We start from the raw sequence: 17,096 nt of genomic DNA, 5'->3' as shown, positions 1-17,096 counted from the left end.
TTGTGGGACACTGCATCCAAGTCCCCCGCTTACTGAGTCACATAGGTATGAACTGGTAATAACGATGAGATTCCTCTAATGATGATTTTGAAGAAGACACTCTTTGCCCCGCTGGTAGTAGTCCTCGCCACAGTCGCTGCGTTTTGCACTAATGCCCAGGCAGAAGAAATGGAAACTAAGCGTTTCGATATGGAAGGGTTCACTCAGGTGTCTCTCAAGGGAAGTTCTCACTTGAAGTTGATTCAGGGGGACAGTTTTGAAGTTGTCGCTGTCGGCCCTGTCAGCACAATGCCCTACGTCAAAGTTGAGGTGAAAGGGGAAAGGTTGGAGTTATCCGTTGAGGAAAACACCCAGAACCTTTTTGGATTTGTCACCATATCCCGAGGGCAGGGAGATGAAGTTAACTTCACCGTGACGATGCCTAAAATTGAGGCTCTTAAGGTGACTGGCTCTGGTGAGGCTAGATCTTCAAGTGTTGAGAGTGAAGGCCTAACTTTGGGGGTGACGGGCTCAGGAATGATCAATATCGACAAGGTCGCCGCAGAATCCTTGAAAGCGTATGTTACTGGTTCCGGTGATTTGTTCCTCAACAAGGCATTGACTGTCAAAGGGGAAGTAGCGGTGACAGGCTCTGGCGACATGAAGATAAGTACTATTACCGGTGAGAGTTTACTTGCGGAGATACAAGGTTCCGGCGATATGTTGGTTGGCGGGCGAGTTGCCGATGTGAACGTTCGCCTTATGGGTTCTGGTGATTTTATTGGCCGCAGTCTGCGCGCCGATAATGCCAGCGGTTCAATAATGGGATCGGGTGATATTGTCTTGAAACGACCGGGAACTGACTCCTTCTCAGTAATGGGGTCGGGAGACGTAGCGCTGGTTGACTAAGCGGCGGCTCCTGAGCCCCTTTGCATCTAAGGCGTTCGGCCAGTAAGGCTGTACGCCTATTTCTTTTTGGGGGCATTCTTGAGCCTCCATCGTCCTCTCTATCCCCATTTCTGGAAGTCAGCTTTATATGGAACCCAAAGTGACAGAGTGTGTGTCGCTGGACCGCGAAGATTCTATGTCTCGCGAGAGCCAATCTCGCCCACATTTAAAAGAAAAGCTGCGGCGCTGGAGCCGAGAGGCCCAAGATAAATCCCACTGGGCCGCCGAGCGCTTGTTGGACCGACGCATCTGTATCGGTATCACTGGGCTCAGTGGTGCTGGCAAGTCAACGTTTCTCACCAGTCTAATATACCAACTCTGCAATCCGGAGAAGTCTCAATTACCTGGTTTTGCCCCTGCACTCAATGGCGATCTGTTGGGGGCAGAGTTGAAGCCAGCGCTGGACTCTGGTTTGGCGCCGTTTGATTATCAGACCTGCCTATCGGCACTGATGGCTGAGCCACCTAGTTGGCCACAGAGCACTAGAGATGCTTCGGCTATGGAGTTACACATCCATTTACGCAGCCGGCGCCGTTTCCGGGGTAGTGGTAGAAAGACGTTGGTAGTGGAGTTGCGTGACTACCCCGGGGAATGGTTGATGGACTTGCCGCTATTGCGTATGGACTATGCAGAGTGGTGTCGTCATCAAGCACACCTATTTTCTACAGATGCGCGATCAATGCTGGCCCCCCGCTTGACAGCTCAGCTGGCAGCACTGTCCCCCCAGGCGAATGCCAGTGAAGTAAATTTGGACGAATTATGGGGGGAATACCGAGCTTATCTCCTGAGTTGCCGAACCAAGTTGAATCTCAGTTATTTACAGCCTGGTAGAGCGCTGCTAGACGAGGAGGCGTACGGGGTAGTTCCACTCCTGGATTTGCGTGGTTTAGATGCTGGGCAGTTAGCTGCTTTGTCTGAGAGTAGTGTTTTTAAGGTTTTGCAGGCGCGTTACGAACGCTATGTGCAAGCGCAGGTAAAACCCTTTGTAGACAGCCATTTTCGACATATCGATCGACAACTAGTACTGGTAGATATGATTGGCACTCTATTTGCTGGTGAACAGTCCCTGGAAGATATGCGTCTGGCATTTGCTCATATTGCCGATACATTCCGCTATGGCGAATCGGGGTTTTTAAGCAAGCTATGGCGCCCAAAGGTTAATCGACTCCTTTTTGCTGCGACTAAAGTCGATCAGGTACTTGCTGCCGACCACGATGCTTTGAGGCAGCTTCTAGGCCAGCAGTTACAACAGACTTTCTCCGATGCCCGTCACCGGGGTTTGCCGGTATTTAGTGAGGCGATTGCCGCGGTTCGCTGCTCTAGAGAGGGGCAGAAGAATGGACGGAGAATGCTGATGGGTTATGACCTCGAAGGGCAGTATTTGGGTTTTGAGAATGCGGAAATTTTTGCCCAGGCGCCCTATGAAGAGCAGGGGTGGAGCCACTATGCGGGAGCTGCACCACCACAGCTGCGGCCTCCAGTGGGAATGCAGGAAGGACATATTCCACATATACGGGTGGATGCTCTTTTGAACCTTCTGTTGGGAGATAAGGTTTGATTAACAGTGATAAAAATACTGAGTACCGTCGCGAAACACGTATCGAGTCGCTAGATGAGCCTGGACAGGAGGTCCCGCAAAGAGATGCGACGCGGGTGGAACCGCTTGCGGATGAGTCAGCGGAGATTCCTAGGTCAATAACCACTGGAGAGTCTCTTCCTGATCGGATTGCTTTCTCCGAGTTGCGCCTACCCACTTTCCGGTTTAAGTGGCTAAAGCCAGCAGTGCTCTCTGCGCTTGCAGTAGTGGTGGTCGTGATCGGATGGGAGTTTTATGGACTTTATCAATGGGCGGTCGATAAACACTGGGGATTGGGACTTTTTGTGGCTGTTTTGATGGCGGGCTTCAGTGCAATCATTGGTAGTTCCGTTTGGGAGTTTTTCCGAGCGGGGCGCCCACTGAACAAGCTTGAAAAAACTCAGGCAATGGCTGCCGAGGCCCGAGACTGCCGCAGTCACCAAGAGGCGCAAGTATTCAGGCGCAATTTGCAGGAGCATTTTGCCGGTAAGCCCCAAGGTGTACTGCTCAATCGAGTTCTAGATGAGGCAGCTGACTATTACGATAGCAGTGAGTTGTTAGAGCATTTAGAGGTTACCTTCTTAAACGCCCTTGACCAAGAAGCTCTAAGGAGAGTCGTGCGCCACTCAACGAGCACTGGTGCACTGGTTGGGCTGAGCCCTTTTGCCAGTATCGATATTCTGGTTGCCCTGAGGCAGTCACTGCGAATGATTGATGATGTAGCGCAGATTTATGGCGTGCAGCCGTCTCTTGTGGTGCGATGGCGCTTGTTCAAGAGGGTTTTGTCTTTGGTCGCCTACACTGGCGCGAGTGAGTATGCGATCAGTGAAATGTGGCCGGAACTTGTTGGCGATAGCATGCTGAGCACAGTATCTGTGCGTTTGGGGCAGGGGGTCGGAGCCAGTCTGTTTGTTGCGCGTATCGGCCTGGCGACAATGCAAAGCTGTCGGCCAATCCCTTTTACTGAAAAGCAGCGCCCTCGCCTGAGATCAGTTATGGCCCGTATTGGGGGTGGCCTTAAAGAGAGGATGCCCGAGTTGTTTTCTATGGTTGGGCTTAGCTCGCGAAAGGAAGCAAGGGTTCGGAAGGCGGGTACCGAGTAGCTACTGGGATCGTAAGCAAATCTCTTGGGCTGACTATTTGATGTAGGGGGGCGAAAATCTGCCCCCTTAGTCAGCAACTTATTGAAACTGTTTTTTCATCAACATGCGGGTGTGATGTTGATCAACCAGCTGGGCCAGGGCTTCATAGCGGCGCTGTATGAAGGGGGCGGGGTTGTTATTTCCCGATTCATCCCGATATTCAACACCAGACCGGACGTGTTGGAGCTCCTTGGCTAACTCTCTGATGGCGGTGAAGATCTTTTGTGTGTCGTCTTTGCTGTGAAATACTGAGCTTTTTGTGGTGTCTGTCAAGTAATCATCGCACTCGCTCAGCCAGTCCAACCTCTGTTCGAGAAACTGTATTGTATTGCGAATTCCCCCGGTGTATTCGGGGTTGAAGTTATGGTTGATATACTTGTCGAGGCTACGCATGCCCGAGCCGACAAATTGTTCAACCACATCGCCACAGTATTTTTCTGACAGATAGGATGGATGAGACTTTGCGCTGCTTAAATTGCTGATGAGCAGTAGAGAGGTAAGCAATAGGGCGCGCTGCATCACTGCATTTGGGTATTTCATATTATTGCCCATAGGTTTTGCTCTTATTAATGACTGTTATTTTATCCGCCTCAGGTTTTTTTGTTGTGCAATTTCCTCTGGCGGGCTGATATCTGTGACAGCAGTCACATGAATATCCAAAGCGAAGTCAAGTGTCAACGGTTATTAAGTAAGAATTGTCAGCTTGAGATGGTTGTTCACAGAAAACTTATTGTCGGGCTGTTTAAAAATTATTCGAAGCATAGCTGAGTGGGAGTTTATTTTGGCTGAGTATGATTTTGATCTGTTTGTTATTGGTGCCGGCTCTGGTGGCGTGCGTGCAAGTAGGATGGCTGCTGCACAAGGAATGAAGGTCGCGGTGGCTGAAGACCGCTATATGGGGGGGACCTGTGTAAATGTAGGTTGTGTTCCCAAAAAATTATTTGTTTATGCGAGTGGTTATTCCGCAGGCTTTTCTGATGCTCGAGCCTATGGCTGGAATAGCGGGGGAGTTGAGTTTGACTGGCCAACACTGCGGGATAACAACGCAAAAGAAGTTGCTCGACTCAATGGGATTTATCGCAATTTGCTGGATAACTCTGGGGTGGAAACCCTAAATGGCAGAGCCAGCATCAAAGGTCCTCACAGTGTTGTTGTTAACGGCAAAGAAATTACTGCAAAGCGTATTTTGGTGGCGACAGGCGGATGGCCATTTATTCCGAATATTCCGGGACGGGAATTTGCGCTGACGTCCAATGAAGTTTTCTCAATGGAGAACTTTCCCAAGCGAGTTTTGGTTGTTGGTGGGGGTTATATTGCCGTTGAATTTGCAGGCATCTTTGCTGGCCTCGGCGCAAACGTGCACCTCTCTTATCGAAGAGATTTATTCTTGCGAGGATTCGATCGGGATATTCGCACTTTTGTTCGCGATGAGATGCAGAAGAAAAATATTGATTTAAAGTTTAACCACAACGTTGTTTCTATTGAGAAGCTTCAGGATGGCAGTTTGCTCGCTCATGCCGATGATGGTTCCAGTATTAATGTGGATATGGTGCTTTACGCTACTGGGCGCGTAGCAAATGTTGAAGGGTTGGGGCTAGAGGAGCAGGGTGTTGTCTTGCACAAGGATGGCACAATCTCTGTGGACGATAATTTTAGAACTAGTGTGCGGTCAATCTATGCGCTGGGAGATGTAACGGGTGAGCCTCAGCTTACTCCTGTTGCCTTGGCGGAGGCTATGGCCTTGGTTAAGCATTGGCGCACGGGAGAGACGGCTGAGATTGACTATAACAACATTCCTACAGCAGTTTTCTGTCAACCGAATATCGGAACTGTGGGGTTGTCTGAAGAAGAGGCACGGGACTCTGGACTCGACGTCACTATTTATAAGTCGGAATTCAGACCAATGCGTCACACTGTGAGTGGGAATACAGAGCGGACATTGATGAAGCTGGTTGTAGATGCGTCCAACGACAAGGTGATTGGCGTGCATATGGTTGGCGATGACGCAGGGGAGATTATTCAGGGGATGGCCGTAGCACTTAAGGCAGGAGCTACCAAAAGCACCTTTGATTCAACGATTGGAATTCACCCCACCGCTGCTGAGGAGTTTGTAACTATGAGAACTCCTGTTGCAGGTTAGGTGCTGTTGTTACGTTGTAGATATAAGTTGCAGTTGTGAATAATGAAAAAGGCGGCATTTTGCCGCCTTTTTTGTGACTCCCAGTTTTTAGCTGGGCTCTTCTACAACCTCTTGCAGGGCTTGGTGCCGCCGTGTTTTCTTGCGTTCACTACGCTCTTTCAGACAGCGCTCGGCGGAGGCGAATGTGTCGTTTACCGCTCGGTGTATGGATTCGTTCTCACTACTAATAGTCACGGGATTGCCACTAATCGCAAGCTCTAGTGATGCCTTGAAGTGTCTGCCTTTAGTTTTGTGTTGGTGGGGAGCTTCGAGGACTACGCGACTATGTATGATGTCGCCACAATAACGTTCCAGCTTGTTTAACTTCTTGGATACGGTAGTCGCCAGGGCGGCTGACTTGTCAATGTCGCGGAACACAATGTTATCGTTAGGCGCTGATTTCATGGGCACATACCTCCGGTTAAAAGAAACCATGCAGGCCGCTGTTGCGGTTTGCTGTAAAGAAGGTAGGGCGCCCTAGTGGGAGGGTTCGAGGCTGCAGTTGAAGCGCCGAGCTGCCGGAATCGCAACGATTGTTTGCTGACAAAGCAGCTTAGGGTGTTTTACGTCCGGGTCGGGTTTCCGCTGAGTCCAGCGATCTTCTCCCTGGTATCCATAATGCTTCCGCCAAAAAAAAAATCAAGCGCTATCGCAGAAAAATTTCATATAAATTTTGGAGTGGTGTCACTCTGGTGACTCAATATTGTGGATTTGAAGGTTTATTGATCAGCTGCTTGGCTCAGGTGAACGCAAGGTCATTGCTCATAGCTTGCTCCCTGCGTAAAATTGACCATATTGCGCAGTAGCTTCACTCTGTCGTAGATTCAGAGTCGCTGCGCTTCCAAAACACGAAACACATCAATTCGAGAAATGGGTTCACGACGATGGCGGTAAAGCGGTGTTGCTCGCTCCTTTTGGCGGGCTTAGTAGTTATGGGTGGGGCAGTGGCACAAGCGCAGACGCCCCTCACGGCGGAGAAGAACCGTCTTGCGCGATTGGAACAGTCTCTTGAAAATCGGAGTGTTGGGCTCGAGGATGTCGAAAATGAGCTGCTCTCCTATGAATATAAGCTCGAGCAGGCCCAGAAATCTCTCGATGACCTGCGCCTGGAATACGAAGCGAGTCGCCAGGAACTCAATCAGGCGACCCGGGCTCATGAGTCAACCCCCAGCTCAGATACTGAGCGTCGCCTGAAGAAGGCTAAGCATGCCTTCGCTATGGCAGAGAGAGGTGTCGATAGCCGTTCACGTCGTCTCGAGTTTATTAAAGAAAATCACCAGCAGCTTCAACAAAAACTGGCTGAAGAGAAACAGGCAATTGCTGATGCCAAAGCTAAGATTTCTGCCCAGCAGGATAAAATCAGCAAGATGGTTGAGGATATGCTGGCAAAGGCTGAAGCATCCGAGAGAAGGGCAGCTATGGCGCGAGCTGCTGCTACTAATGAGAAACCAAAGCCCCCGCAAATTAAAGCTCAGGTCGAGCCGCCAAAGCGCGAGGAGCCCGCTAAAAAAGTGGAAGCTGTTGCTAAGCGAGAGATCGATGCCGACTTGTTGGATTATGTAAAGCGGGAAACAGCACGCCTGAGTGATCTCCTGGCTGACGAAGAAGGTAACGATAGAAAAACGTTCCGGGATCTTGAGTTGCGGCCAATTGGGGGGGAAAGAGTGCCCTTTGAGTTTTTGGGGGAAAATCAATATCGCTTGGTGACTACCGTTGAGTCAGGTCGCCAAACTTATAAAATTAACACTTGGAAATTCCGCCGTACAATTCCGGCTGAGGATGACGGGGCTCGCTATGTCTTTATTTTTGATGCGCGTCGCCTGTCTCGACCAAGATTGGTTATGTACCCAGAGTATGTGCTGTCAGAATTGAATTAATTCTTCAGTGAACAAGTAAAAAAAGCGAGCCTAAGGCTCGCTTTTTTGCTTTTGGGGTTCCAGAAAATAGATGTTACCGGTGGGGATGAGTTTTACCGCGACTGTAGAATAGTTGTTAGTAGGGGGGTGTAAAGGCTTCCAGTCGGGCTTGGTTGACTTTGGTAGAGAGTAATATTGTTAATTGTTATTGGGTGTTCTAGGTCGATTGGAGAAAATCCGTGAAATTGTTTCCTGTTTCTGCACAGGGTGATATGTGGGCGATAGCGCCGGTTTTCTGTCGGTATGGATAGGCTCTCTGCGAGGCATTTGACAGACATATGCAAGGTCGCCAATTGTTTGGTGGCTGTGATTTCTGCGGCGATCAGGTGAGCTTCATTGCCCGGGAAGGTATCAAGTTTAAATAGGCGGGTTTTCGTCTCAGTTGTGTTTCGAGCGATTGAGGTCAACCCGGTTTTTAGTGACGGTATTGTTTTAATTGGAACCTGGCCTAAAAAACAAAGGGTGATATGACGATTCTTATAGGCGATCCAACGGGTGCTGGCTAAGGATGAGGCGCTTTGTTTTTCCGTGATGAGGTTTGTTAAATAATTTAAAAATTCTTGTGTTGTTTTATCCAGCTGGATGCCGATAAAGATTCGACAAGCGGGCTCTAAAGGTTTTTTGTAATTTTTTGGCATAAAATTTATCTGTCACCCTTGAATTAGAAACCTCTGCCCATATCTCTGTTGTACAGGTGGTAGCTTCAATGAAAAGTGCCCCTGAATAGAGTCCGGTCATTTGACGGACGTAGTTTTAAATATTGCTCTGAATTGAGGATATGATAATGCGTAATTTTGATTTCTCTCCACTTTATCGCTCTGCAATTGGTTTTGACCGTATGGCCAGCCTGCTCGATGCAATGACCACAAGCGAGCAAAAACAGCCCTCTTACCCCCCTTACGATATAGAGTTGACCGGCGAGGATAGCTACCGAATTTCCATGGCTGTCGCTGGCTTTGAGCAGTCTGAACTCGATATTCAGGTGGAGCAAAATCGTTTAGTGGTTAGCGGTACTAAGCCAGAAAGTAATAGCCAGGGAAATTATTTACACAGGGGTATCGCCGCAAGAAATTTTGAGCGGCGCTTTCAGCTTGCCGATCACGTGAAAGTGACCGATGCAAAACTGGCTAATGGGTTGTTACATATAGAATTGGTACGCGAAATACCTGAAGCGATGAAACCACGAAAAATTTCGATTACAGAAGGTAATATGCTGCAGCACAAAGAGAGTGAGACTAAGTCCACTGCTGCAGTAGCGTAAGTTGTCACTTCATTGCCCGCTGTGCCGCCAAAGTGCGGTACAGCTTTACCATCAGGATAAATTCCGCAGTTATCATCAGTGTGATAACTGCGCGCTCGTTTTTGTGCCGCCGCAATACCATCTGACACCTGAAAAAGAGAGAGCTTATTACGACCTTCATGAGAATTCGATGGAGGATGATGGTTACCATCAATTTCTCAGTCGTTGCGCGCAGCCGTTACTGAAAGAGTTGAGTGGGGCCTGCCGTGGCCTGGACTTTGGTTGTGGCCCGGCGCCTTTATTGGCCAGAATTTTGGCGGAGAGTGGACACCGGGTGGACCTGTATGATCACTTTTACATGCCGGCCAGGAAGGCGCTGCATAGGAGCTACGACTTTATTGTTGCTACAGAAGTGATAGAACATCTTGTGAGGCCAGGAGAGGAACTTGAAAACCTTTGGCAAAGGCTTCGCACAGGGGGAGTTATGGCCCTGATGACGAAACTGGTTATTTCTGCAGAGCGCTTCGCCAATTGGCACTATATCAGAGACCCTACACATATTTGCTTCTTTAGCGTGAAGACATTTGAATGGTTGGCTCGGTCACTAGGTGCCGAGCTCCAGTTTGTCCACAGTGATGTTATTTTTCTAAGAAAATTAAGTATTGACCCTGAATAGCTTGGCTCGCACCGTGGTGCGGTATTCACTTGGAGTTGTTGCCAGGAATTTTTTAAATAGCGCTGTGAAATGCCCCATATCCTGGTAACCAACTTTTTCAGCAATTTCATTGACTGATAAATTGCTTGATTGTAAAAGCTCGCGCGCCATGTCAACCCTGACATTTTGCAAATACTGCAGTGGTGTCTGTCCTGTAGCAAGTTTGAACCGGCGATTGAACGATCGTACACTCATATCGAAAAGTTGTGCCACTTCGCTAAGGCGTACCTCGGTATTGCAATGTTCTTTGAGCCAGGCCTGGGCTTGAACGATATCTTCGTCTGGGTGTAGGTGAACAGATCCTTCTGAGTAGGCTATCTCTTCAAATGGGCGGCGAATTTCGTGAGAGAAATTGCGCTCCACATGACTGGCGATGGCCGGTCCATACAGTTGACGGATCATATGAACCGTTACGTCGGCGAGGGCATTGACGCTGGCCGCACAGAAAAGTTTGTCTGCCTGGGTAATAAAATACTGACGCTTTAACTTTACCTCTGGATAGTCTGAGCTAAATTGATCAAAATAATGCCAGTGGGTGGTTGCAGGTTTTCCGTTAAGGAGGCCCGCTTCGGCCAAAAAGCAAACTCCGGTACCCACAGCACTAATTGCAGCTCCTTGTTTTTCCTGTTGGCGCAGCCATTCCAATATTTTTCCGCCTCGCTTAAGGGCGGGGCGGGGGTTGCGCCACATGGTCGGGATGTAGATTAGGTCGCTATCTGGTGCGTCGCTAAGAGCGACGTCCGGTTGAAGGGTAAACCCGCAGCGGGTATTTACTGGTGCCCCATCCAAACTGGCGGTCACCAGTTTTAGGCTGCCCTTGATGCCCTCAACCCTGGCGCGACTCTCCGCACCGCGGAGCATCTCAAGTGGGAGAACGGTACCGGTTGCCAGCATCTGGTCGATAAGTAGAAAAGTTACTGTTCGCATTACACATCTATGCGCACTTGCGCTATTGGCCAAAACACTCAATTTTGCTGGCCAGTATGCCCATAACTGGACAGAATCGCCACCCCCTACACTCGCATCTCTTATTTTTATAGTGTTAAGTGCTTGGCTGGAGGTCAGGATGCAGCGCCTTCCCGTAATCACCGCATTCGGTGGATTCAACCCTGCTGGACGTAGTTCTTTCCATAGGGGGTACTCTCGCCTCGTGCTAGATAAACTGGGTAAGGAAGAGAGGGATAGCACTCTTTCCGACCTGGCCGCCCTGATGGGCTTGCGTACCGGAGACAACGCTGAAGGCATTTTGGACCCTGCCCTTGAGCAGCAGGTGTTGGATGGTACTTTGGTGCGCGAACTAGAGAGTCGCTATTACGACTACCGCAAGTGCCATTTCCATCAGTCTGCCCAGCTCGCAAACCCCCAGGGCCTGACATTCGAAATTTCCACCCGGCAGCTTCCGCAGCCTGTGCCCGCTCATTGGCACTTGGAGCATATCCAGGGCGGCAGGGTTCGGGTCACCACAGCTGAGCTGTCAGTTTTGTTGGATAGCCACCGCGAGATAAGTGTGGCTGCTGCCGGCCAGCTCCCAACCGGATTTGAACCGGGCACTAAATATAACTCTCGATTTCACCCGAGGGGACTGCAGTTGGCCCTCTTGGGCGCATCAGATGCTGTGCAGTCTTTGGGGGTTGATTGGGATACCGTTGTATCTGCGGCTGGGCCGGGAAATATTTCACTCTATGCCGCCTCGGCAATGAGTCAACTGGACCCATTTGGTAACGGTGGTCTATTGCAGTCCCGCCTGCGAGGTGGTCGCGTAAGCTCTAAACAGTTAGCGCTTGGTCTAAATAGTATGCCAGCGGATTTTGTTAACGCTTATGTGCTCGGAAATGTCGGTTCTACTGGCGCTGTTGCCGGTGCTTGCGCAACCTTCCTGTACAACCTTCGCGCTGGCGTTGAAGATATTCGCTCGGGTAGGGCGCGGGTCGCTGTAATTGGTGCGGCTGAGGCGCCCCTTGTGCCTGAAGTTGTCGATGGCTATTCAACGATGGGTGCTCTTGCAACTACCGAGAATTTACGCAAGCTTTTCCCTGGTGAGATTGATTATCGACGCACCAGTCGCCCGTTCGGTGAGAACTGTGGTTTTACCTTGGGTGAGGGTACCCAGTGGGTCATCTTAATGGATGATGCTCTGGCGCTTGAGTTGGGTGCTTCCGTATATGGTTCGGTTGCCGGTGTGTTTACCAATGCCGACGGTACAAAGAAATCGATTTCTGCGCCGGGTCCCGGGAATTACCTGACGATGGCCAGGGCAATGGCGGAGGCGCGGGCAATTGTGGGCGAGGATAGTTTGCGGCGTCGCAGCTTTGTGCAGGCCCATGGCTCCAGTACGCCGCAAAATCGGGTTACTGAGTCCGCTATTTTTGATCGTTTGGCCGGCGCATTTGGCATTGCCGAGTGGCCGATTTGTGCGGTCAAGGCCTTTTTGGGGCATACCGTCGCTTCAGCCAGTGGAGATCAGTTAGTTACAGCGTTAGGTGTATTTGATCGCGGCATTCTCCCGGGAGTGACTACCGTTGATCACATCGCCGATGATGTTCATTGTAAGCATTTGGATATTTCCCTTGAACATACCGATAGGGGTAGGGGTGCGCTTGATTTAGCGTTCTTAAACTCGAAAGGTTTTGGCGGAAATAATGCGACGGCAACAATTTTGTCCCCGCAGATCACAAAATCAATGATGGAAAAGCGTCATGGCAAATCGGCCATTGTGGCGTCTCAAGCGTTGAACGAGAAGGTTGTAGAGCAGAGCGAAAAGTACAACACCAAGGCTTCTCGTGGTGAGCTTGATGTTATTTATCGATTTGGTGAGGGCATGATCAATGAAAGTGAGATCACTATCTCAGAAGAAGAAATTTGTTTACCCGGAATGCCGCCGGTGAAGCTGCCAAATGGAAATCCCTTTGAAGATATGGTGTGATTGGCTTTTACATAATGCCTCAATTTCGGTGATTTTTACCTGAAGGGAGATTGCACAAAAGGAGCTAATGGGGAGCATGGATGATCCTGAAGAGGATGTTGGCGCCCGCTTGAAAATGGTGCGCCACATTTACGGTATCTCACAGAGGGAGTTGGCGAGACGGGCTGGGGTAACCAACGCAACCATTTCTTTTATTGAATTGGGAAAGGTTAGCCCTTCCGTAAGCTCCTTAAAAAAAATATTGGGCGCCATTCCTATGCCGCTAACCGATTTTTTTTCCTTGGAAATATCGGCCGCAAAGCAAATTTTTTTTCGCGGAAATGAAGTGCCTGAGATCGGTCACGGCTCTGTGTCCTGCCGTTTGTTTGGAGGGGCAAAGGCAAACTGCGGCATGTCGCTATTGTGGAAAGTATTTCCCGCTGGGGATGACACCGGCTTTTCTCTCGAGTCTGCTGAGGGGGAGATTGGTGGAGTGGTTGTCAGTGGTGACCTGGAGGTTACGGTTGGCTCCGATTTTGCCCTGCTGAGTACCGGTGATGGGTATTATTTTGATGCTCAGCGTCCGCACCGCTTTCGAAATACAGGTCGCTGTGACTGTGTAGTTGTCAGCGCAATGATGCCGGCTTATGGGCATCCCGGCCTTCAAGAGTCCAATTCCTGAAAGGTGGTTTAGAAAAGAGGGAGTTCGTGCCAAGTGGCTGATAAGGCGGCACGATCCGAGATAGACTAGCCCAGCTTTAATTTCTTTCCGTTCGCAAACTGGCGAATTTCTGTACTTTGGCACTCCTGGTGCCACTCCATTTGTAAGAAATAGTATTCAAACAATCGTTTGAATCTGGCTATACTACGGCTGACCAAATTGGGCCTAAGTGTCACCGCGCTGTGCGGGGCGGCCCTTGGTTGCACAAAAATTCCGACCCCGGGCCCAGGATCGCGGCCCAGAATAAAAGAGGTCAATCAATGTTATTTAGTGGCAAAGCGCTCACGGTACAGATGCTGGACAACGGCATCGCCGAGCTCAAATTCGACCTGCAAGGCGAATCCGTCAATAAATTTAACCGTCAGACGGTTTCTGAATTCTCCCAAGCGCTGGATGCTATCGAAGCAGCGGATGGTGTAAAAGGCGTACTGCTGACCAGCGGTAAAGGCGTCTTCATTGTTGGTGCTGATATCACTGAGTTTGGTGGTGCCTTCTCTGCAGGTGCAGAGGGCGTTGCTGATCTGATGAATCAGAACAACGAAAATATCAACCGCCTGGAAGACCTTCCGGTACCGACCGTGGTAGCAATTAATGGCTACGCGCTCGGCGGTGGTTTTGAGGTGTGTCTTGGCTGTGACTTCCGCCTGATGGGCGAAGAGGCCAAAGTTGGCCTTCCGGAAGTTAAGCTGGGTCTGATTCCGGGCTGGGGTGGCACTGTTCGCCTGCCGCGTGTAGTGGGTGTTGATGTTGCTGCTGAGTGGATTGCAGCGGGTAAAGAGCAGAAGCCTGCCGCCGCTCTGGAAGCTCACGCTGTCGATGCGGTGATCCCCACTGCCAAGCTCAAAGATGCAGCGGTCAAGTTGCTTGAGCGCGCTATTAATGGCGAGCTGGACTACAAAGCCACTCGCGAGCTGAAGAAATCTCCAATCCCCTTGAATGATACTGAAGCGCTAATGGCCTTCTTTACCACCAAGGCATTTGTAGGTCAGCAGGCGGGTAAAAACTACCCCTCTCCCGTAGCTGCGGTTGAGTCAATCGAGCAGGGTTACAAGTTGACCCGTGATGAAGCGCTGAAAATCGAGCAGGAGAAGTTCATTTTCTGCGCGCAGACCGGCACTGCGAAGTCTCTGGTAGGGCTGTTCCTGGCTGACCAGGCAATTGGTAAAGTTGCCAAAGGTTGGGAGAAGAAAGCCGATAAGCCGATTGAGCGTGCGGCAGTATTGGGTGCTGGCATTATGGGTGGCGGTATCGCTTACCAGTCTGCCTACAAAGGCACTCCGATCAAGATGAAGGATATCGACCAGAAGGGTATCGACCTTGGTCTGAATGAGGCGAACAAGCTGCTGTCCAAGTTGGTTGATCGCAAGCGCCTGACCCCCGTCAAAATGGGTGAAGTGCTCAACCGTATCGAGCCTACCCTGAGCTACGATGGCTTCAACGATATCGATGTTGTTGTGGAAGCCGTGGTTGAAAATCCCAAGGTGAAGTGTGCAGTATTAAAAGAAGTGGAAACCAAAGTCAGCGAAGACACTGTCATCGCTTCTAACACCTCCACTATTTCTATTAACCAGCTGGCTGAGCCGCTCTCCCGCCCGGAAAACTTCCTCGGTATGCACTTCTTCAACCCAGTGCACAAAATGCCGCTGGTTGAGGTGATTCGCGGAGAGAAAACTTCCGACACCGCTGTAGCTCGCGTTGTTGCCTACGCAAACAAGATGGGCAAGAAGGCTATTGTTGTACGCGACTGCCCTGGATTCCTGGTTAACCGCGTTCTCTTCCCTTACTTTGCCGGTTTCTCCATGCTGGTGCGCGATGGCGCTGACTTCCAGGCCGTTGACAAGGTGATGGAGCGTTGGGGTTGGCCGATGGGCCCCGCTTACCTGATGGACGTTGTCGGTATCGATACCGGTGTTCACGCAGAGAGCGTAATGGCTGAAGGTTTCCCTGAGCGCATGGGTAAAACCTTTACCGCTGCTTCCGACGTTATGTATGAGGCGGGCCGTTACGGCCAGAAGAACAACAAAGGCTTCTACAACTACGAGCAGGACAAAAAAGGTCGCCCGAAGAAAGTGGCTACCGAAGAGTCCTACGAGCTGCTTAAGCCGCACGTTGCTGAACGTCGCGAGTTTGAAAAAGACGAAATTATCGAGCGCATGATGGTGCCTATGGCAACCGAGCTGGCTCGCTGCCTGGAAGAGGGTATCGTGGATTCCCCAGCTGAAGCTGATATGGCGCTGATCTACGGCATTGGCTTCCCTCCGTTCCGCGGTGGAATCTTCGCGTGGCTGGACAGCATTGGTCTGGATGAATTCGTGAAGATTGCCGATAAGTACGCCGATCTGGGTGAGCTGTACAAGCCGACCGATCGCATGCGTGAAATGGCCGCAAGTGGCAAAACCTACTACGGCGACAAGTAAGGAGAATAGCGATGAGTTTAAATCCTAGAGATGCCGTAATCGTCGACTACGCGCGTACGGCCATGGGTCGCTCGAAGAATGGTGTATATCGCCATGTTCGCGCCGATGATATGTCCGCTGAGCTGCTGAAAAAGTTCATGCAGCGCAATGATAAGCTCGATCCCGCTGAGATCGATGACCTGATCTGGGGCTGTGTTATGCAGCGCGATGAGCAGGGCTTTAACGTAGCTCGCTTTATCCTGCTGCGCGCTGGTCTGCCACACACTATCCCGGCGCAAACCGTCAACCGCCTGTGCGGCTCTTCTATGTCCTCCCTGCATACTGCAGCTGCCAACATCCAGGCTGGCGTTGGCGATGTGTACGTTGTGGGTGGTGTTGAGCACATGGGTCACCTGAACATGATGGAGCATGTTAGCCCCAACCCAATGCTGGGTCGCTATATGGCTAAAGCTGCCGGCTCCATGGGTATGACTGCTGAATACCTGGCGATGATGCACGGTATCCAACGTCAGCAGATGGATGAGTTCGGTGCACGCTCTCACCATCGCGCTGCTGAAGCTACCAAGGCTGGCAAGTTCAATCGCGAAATTATCGCTATTGAAGGTCATGACGATGACGGCGTACCTTTCCTGGTTGAGACGGATCAAACCATCCGTCCGGACACCACCGTGGAAGGTCTGGCTCAGCTGAAGCCGGCATTCGATCCGAAGCACGGTCAGGTAACAGCCGGCACCTCCTCTCAGATCACCGACGGTGCCTCTGTGATGCTGGTGATGTCCGCTGAGCGCGCTCAGGCTTTGGGTATGACTCCTATTGCCCGCGTGAAAGAAATGGCGCTGGCTGGTGTTGATCCGTCCATTATGGGTTATGGCCCGGTGCCCTCTACCAAGAAGGCGCTCAAGAGAGCGGGTCTAACTGTTGGCGATATCGACAAGTTTGAGCTGAATGAGGCATTTGCGGCGCAGGCGCTGCCGGTGCTGAAAGACCTGGATCTGCTCGAGCAGATGGATGAGAAGGTCAACCTGTACGGTGGCGCTATTGCCCTGGGCCACCCCTTCGGCTGCTCTGGCGTGCGCATTACTGGCACCCTGCTGAGCGTTATGCAGAATGAGGGCGGCAACCTGGGTGTGTCTACCATGTGTATCGGTCTGGGGCAGGGTATTACCACTGTTGTAGAGCGAGTCTAAGGAAATTAGACCCCGAAAAAAGGCGCCTTTGAGGCGCCTTTTTTTATTTTATGAGAAAAGTGTTCAGTAAAGTGTTGAAGCCCCCAAAATGCTGTGGCACAATCTGCACCCCTTGTCGCGATGGGCTCTAAAAAAGTAGCGAAAGCGCTTAAATATCAAAGAGTTAGCGGCAGG

15 protein-coding genes are annotated in these 17,096 nt (G+C 50.7%); 11 read left to right on the top strand and 4 right to left on the bottom strand.

Features of this window, described 5'->3' with window-relative positions:
- Positions 1–78: 78 nt before the first annotated feature.
- The 3 genes from ACJJIR_RS13690 (at position 79) to ACJJIR_RS13680 (ending at position 3,606) form a co-directional block, all read left to right on the top strand.
- Entirely contained in the window at positions 79–888 is an 810-nt protein-coding gene (locus ACJJIR_RS13690) for a GIN domain-containing protein (RefSeq protein ID WP_444905779.1), read from the top strand.
- A 127-nt stretch (positions 889–1,015) separates the two neighbouring features.
- Positions 1,016–2,485, top strand: coding sequence for a YcjX family protein (locus ACJJIR_RS13685; protein ID WP_444905778.1), 1,470 nt, complete (start codon positions 1,016–1,018; stop codon positions 2,483–2,485).
- Positions 2,482–3,606 carry a TIGR01620 family protein gene (locus ACJJIR_RS13680; protein WP_444905777.1) on the top strand — a complete coding sequence of 375 codons (1,125 nt, stop codon included), beginning with the start codon at positions 2,482–2,484 and terminating at the stop codon, positions 3,604–3,606. The genes ACJJIR_RS13685 and ACJJIR_RS13680 overlap by 4 nt, the downstream gene beginning before the upstream one ends.
- A 78-nt stretch (positions 3,607–3,684) precedes the next feature.
- Here ACJJIR_RS13680 and ACJJIR_RS13675 read toward each other — a convergent pair whose 3' ends face one another.
- Positions 3,685–4,185 carry a hypothetical protein gene (locus tag ACJJIR_RS13675; RefSeq protein ID WP_444905776.1) on the bottom strand — a complete coding sequence of 167 codons (501 nt, stop codon included), beginning with the start codon at positions 4,183–4,185 and terminating at the stop codon, positions 3,685–3,687.
- 241 nt (positions 4,186–4,426) lie between these two features.
- Between ACJJIR_RS13675 and gorA the strand changes: the two genes are divergently transcribed.
- Positions 4,427–5,785, top strand: coding sequence for a glutathione-disulfide reductase (gene gorA, locus ACJJIR_RS13670; protein WP_444905775.1), 1,359 nt, complete (start codon positions 4,427–4,429; stop codon positions 5,783–5,785).
- An 87-nt stretch (positions 5,786–5,872) separates the two neighbouring features.
- On the opposite strand, the gene ACJJIR_RS13665 is transcribed toward gorA, so the two are convergent.
- Positions 5,873–6,229 (bottom strand): HPF/RaiA family ribosome-associated protein, encoded by a 357-nt coding sequence (locus ACJJIR_RS13665; RefSeq protein ID WP_413665165.1) that lies wholly within the window; start codon positions 6,227–6,229, stop codon positions 5,873–5,875.
- Between the two features lie 539 nt (positions 6,230–6,768).
- On the opposite strand from ACJJIR_RS13665, the gene ACJJIR_RS13660 reads away from it, so the two are divergent.
- Positions 6,769–7,701, top strand: coding sequence for a hypothetical protein (locus ACJJIR_RS13660; RefSeq protein WP_444905774.1), 933 nt, complete (start codon positions 6,769–6,771; stop codon positions 7,699–7,701).
- A gap of 92 nt (positions 7,702–7,793) precedes the next feature.
- On the opposite strand, the gene thpR is transcribed toward ACJJIR_RS13660, so the two are convergent.
- A complete protein-coding gene (gene thpR / locus ACJJIR_RS13655) occupies positions 7,794–8,378 on the bottom strand; it encodes an RNA 2',3'-cyclic phosphodiesterase (RefSeq protein ID WP_444905773.1) in 585 nt (194 codons plus the stop codon).
- 146 nt (positions 8,379–8,524) lie between these two features.
- Between thpR and ACJJIR_RS13650 the strand changes: the two genes are divergently transcribed.
- The gene (locus ACJJIR_RS13650; protein ID WP_444905772.1) at positions 8,525–9,001 is read left to right on the top strand and encodes an Hsp20 family protein; all 477 of its coding nucleotides are present in this window, start codon (positions 8,525–8,527) and stop codon (positions 8,999–9,001) included.
- A 1-nt stretch (position 9,002) separates the two neighbouring features.
- Positions 9,003–9,656, top strand: a complete 654-nt coding sequence (locus ACJJIR_RS13645; RefSeq protein ID WP_444905771.1) for a class I SAM-dependent methyltransferase — start codon at positions 9,003–9,005, stop codon at positions 9,654–9,656.
- Here ACJJIR_RS13645 and ACJJIR_RS13640 read toward each other — a convergent pair.
- Positions 9,636–10,622: a GlxA family transcriptional regulator gene (locus ACJJIR_RS13640; protein ID WP_413665170.1), complete on the bottom strand. Its 987-nt coding sequence runs from the start codon at positions 10,620–10,622 to the stop codon at positions 9,636–9,638. The two genes, ACJJIR_RS13645 and ACJJIR_RS13640, sit on opposite strands and share 21 nt — an antisense overlap.
- Before the next feature lie 139 nt (positions 10,623–10,761).
- Between ACJJIR_RS13640 and ACJJIR_RS13635 the strand changes: the two genes are divergently transcribed.
- The 4 genes from ACJJIR_RS13635 (at position 10,762) to fadA (ending at position 16,922) form a co-directional block, all read left to right on the top strand.
- Entirely contained in the window at positions 10,762–12,618 is a 1,857-nt protein-coding gene (locus ACJJIR_RS13635; RefSeq protein ID WP_444905770.1) for a beta-ketoacyl synthase, read from the top strand.
- Positions 12,619–12,694: 76 nt separating this feature from the next.
- Entirely contained in the window at positions 12,695–13,279 is a 585-nt protein-coding gene (locus ACJJIR_RS13630; protein WP_444905769.1) for a type II toxin-antitoxin system RelB family anti-toxin, read from the top strand.
- Positions 13,280–13,578: 299 nt separating this feature from the next.
- Positions 13,579–15,735, top strand: a complete 2,157-nt coding sequence (fadB, locus tag ACJJIR_RS13625; protein ID WP_444905768.1) for a fatty acid oxidation complex subunit alpha FadB — start codon at positions 13,579–13,581, stop codon at positions 15,733–15,735.
- Positions 15,736–15,746: 11 nt separating this feature from the next.
- Positions 15,747–16,922, top strand: a complete 1,176-nt coding sequence (gene fadA, locus ACJJIR_RS13620; protein ID WP_413665174.1) for an acetyl-CoA C-acyltransferase FadA — start codon at positions 15,747–15,749, stop codon at positions 16,920–16,922.
- Positions 16,923–17,096 lie beyond the last annotated feature (174 nt).

This window comes from Microbulbifer maximicatervae (SeqCode), from assembly GCF_052467385.1.
Note: the sequence above shows the minus strand (reverse complement) of the source record. Positions and strands in the feature narration are given on the sequence as shown.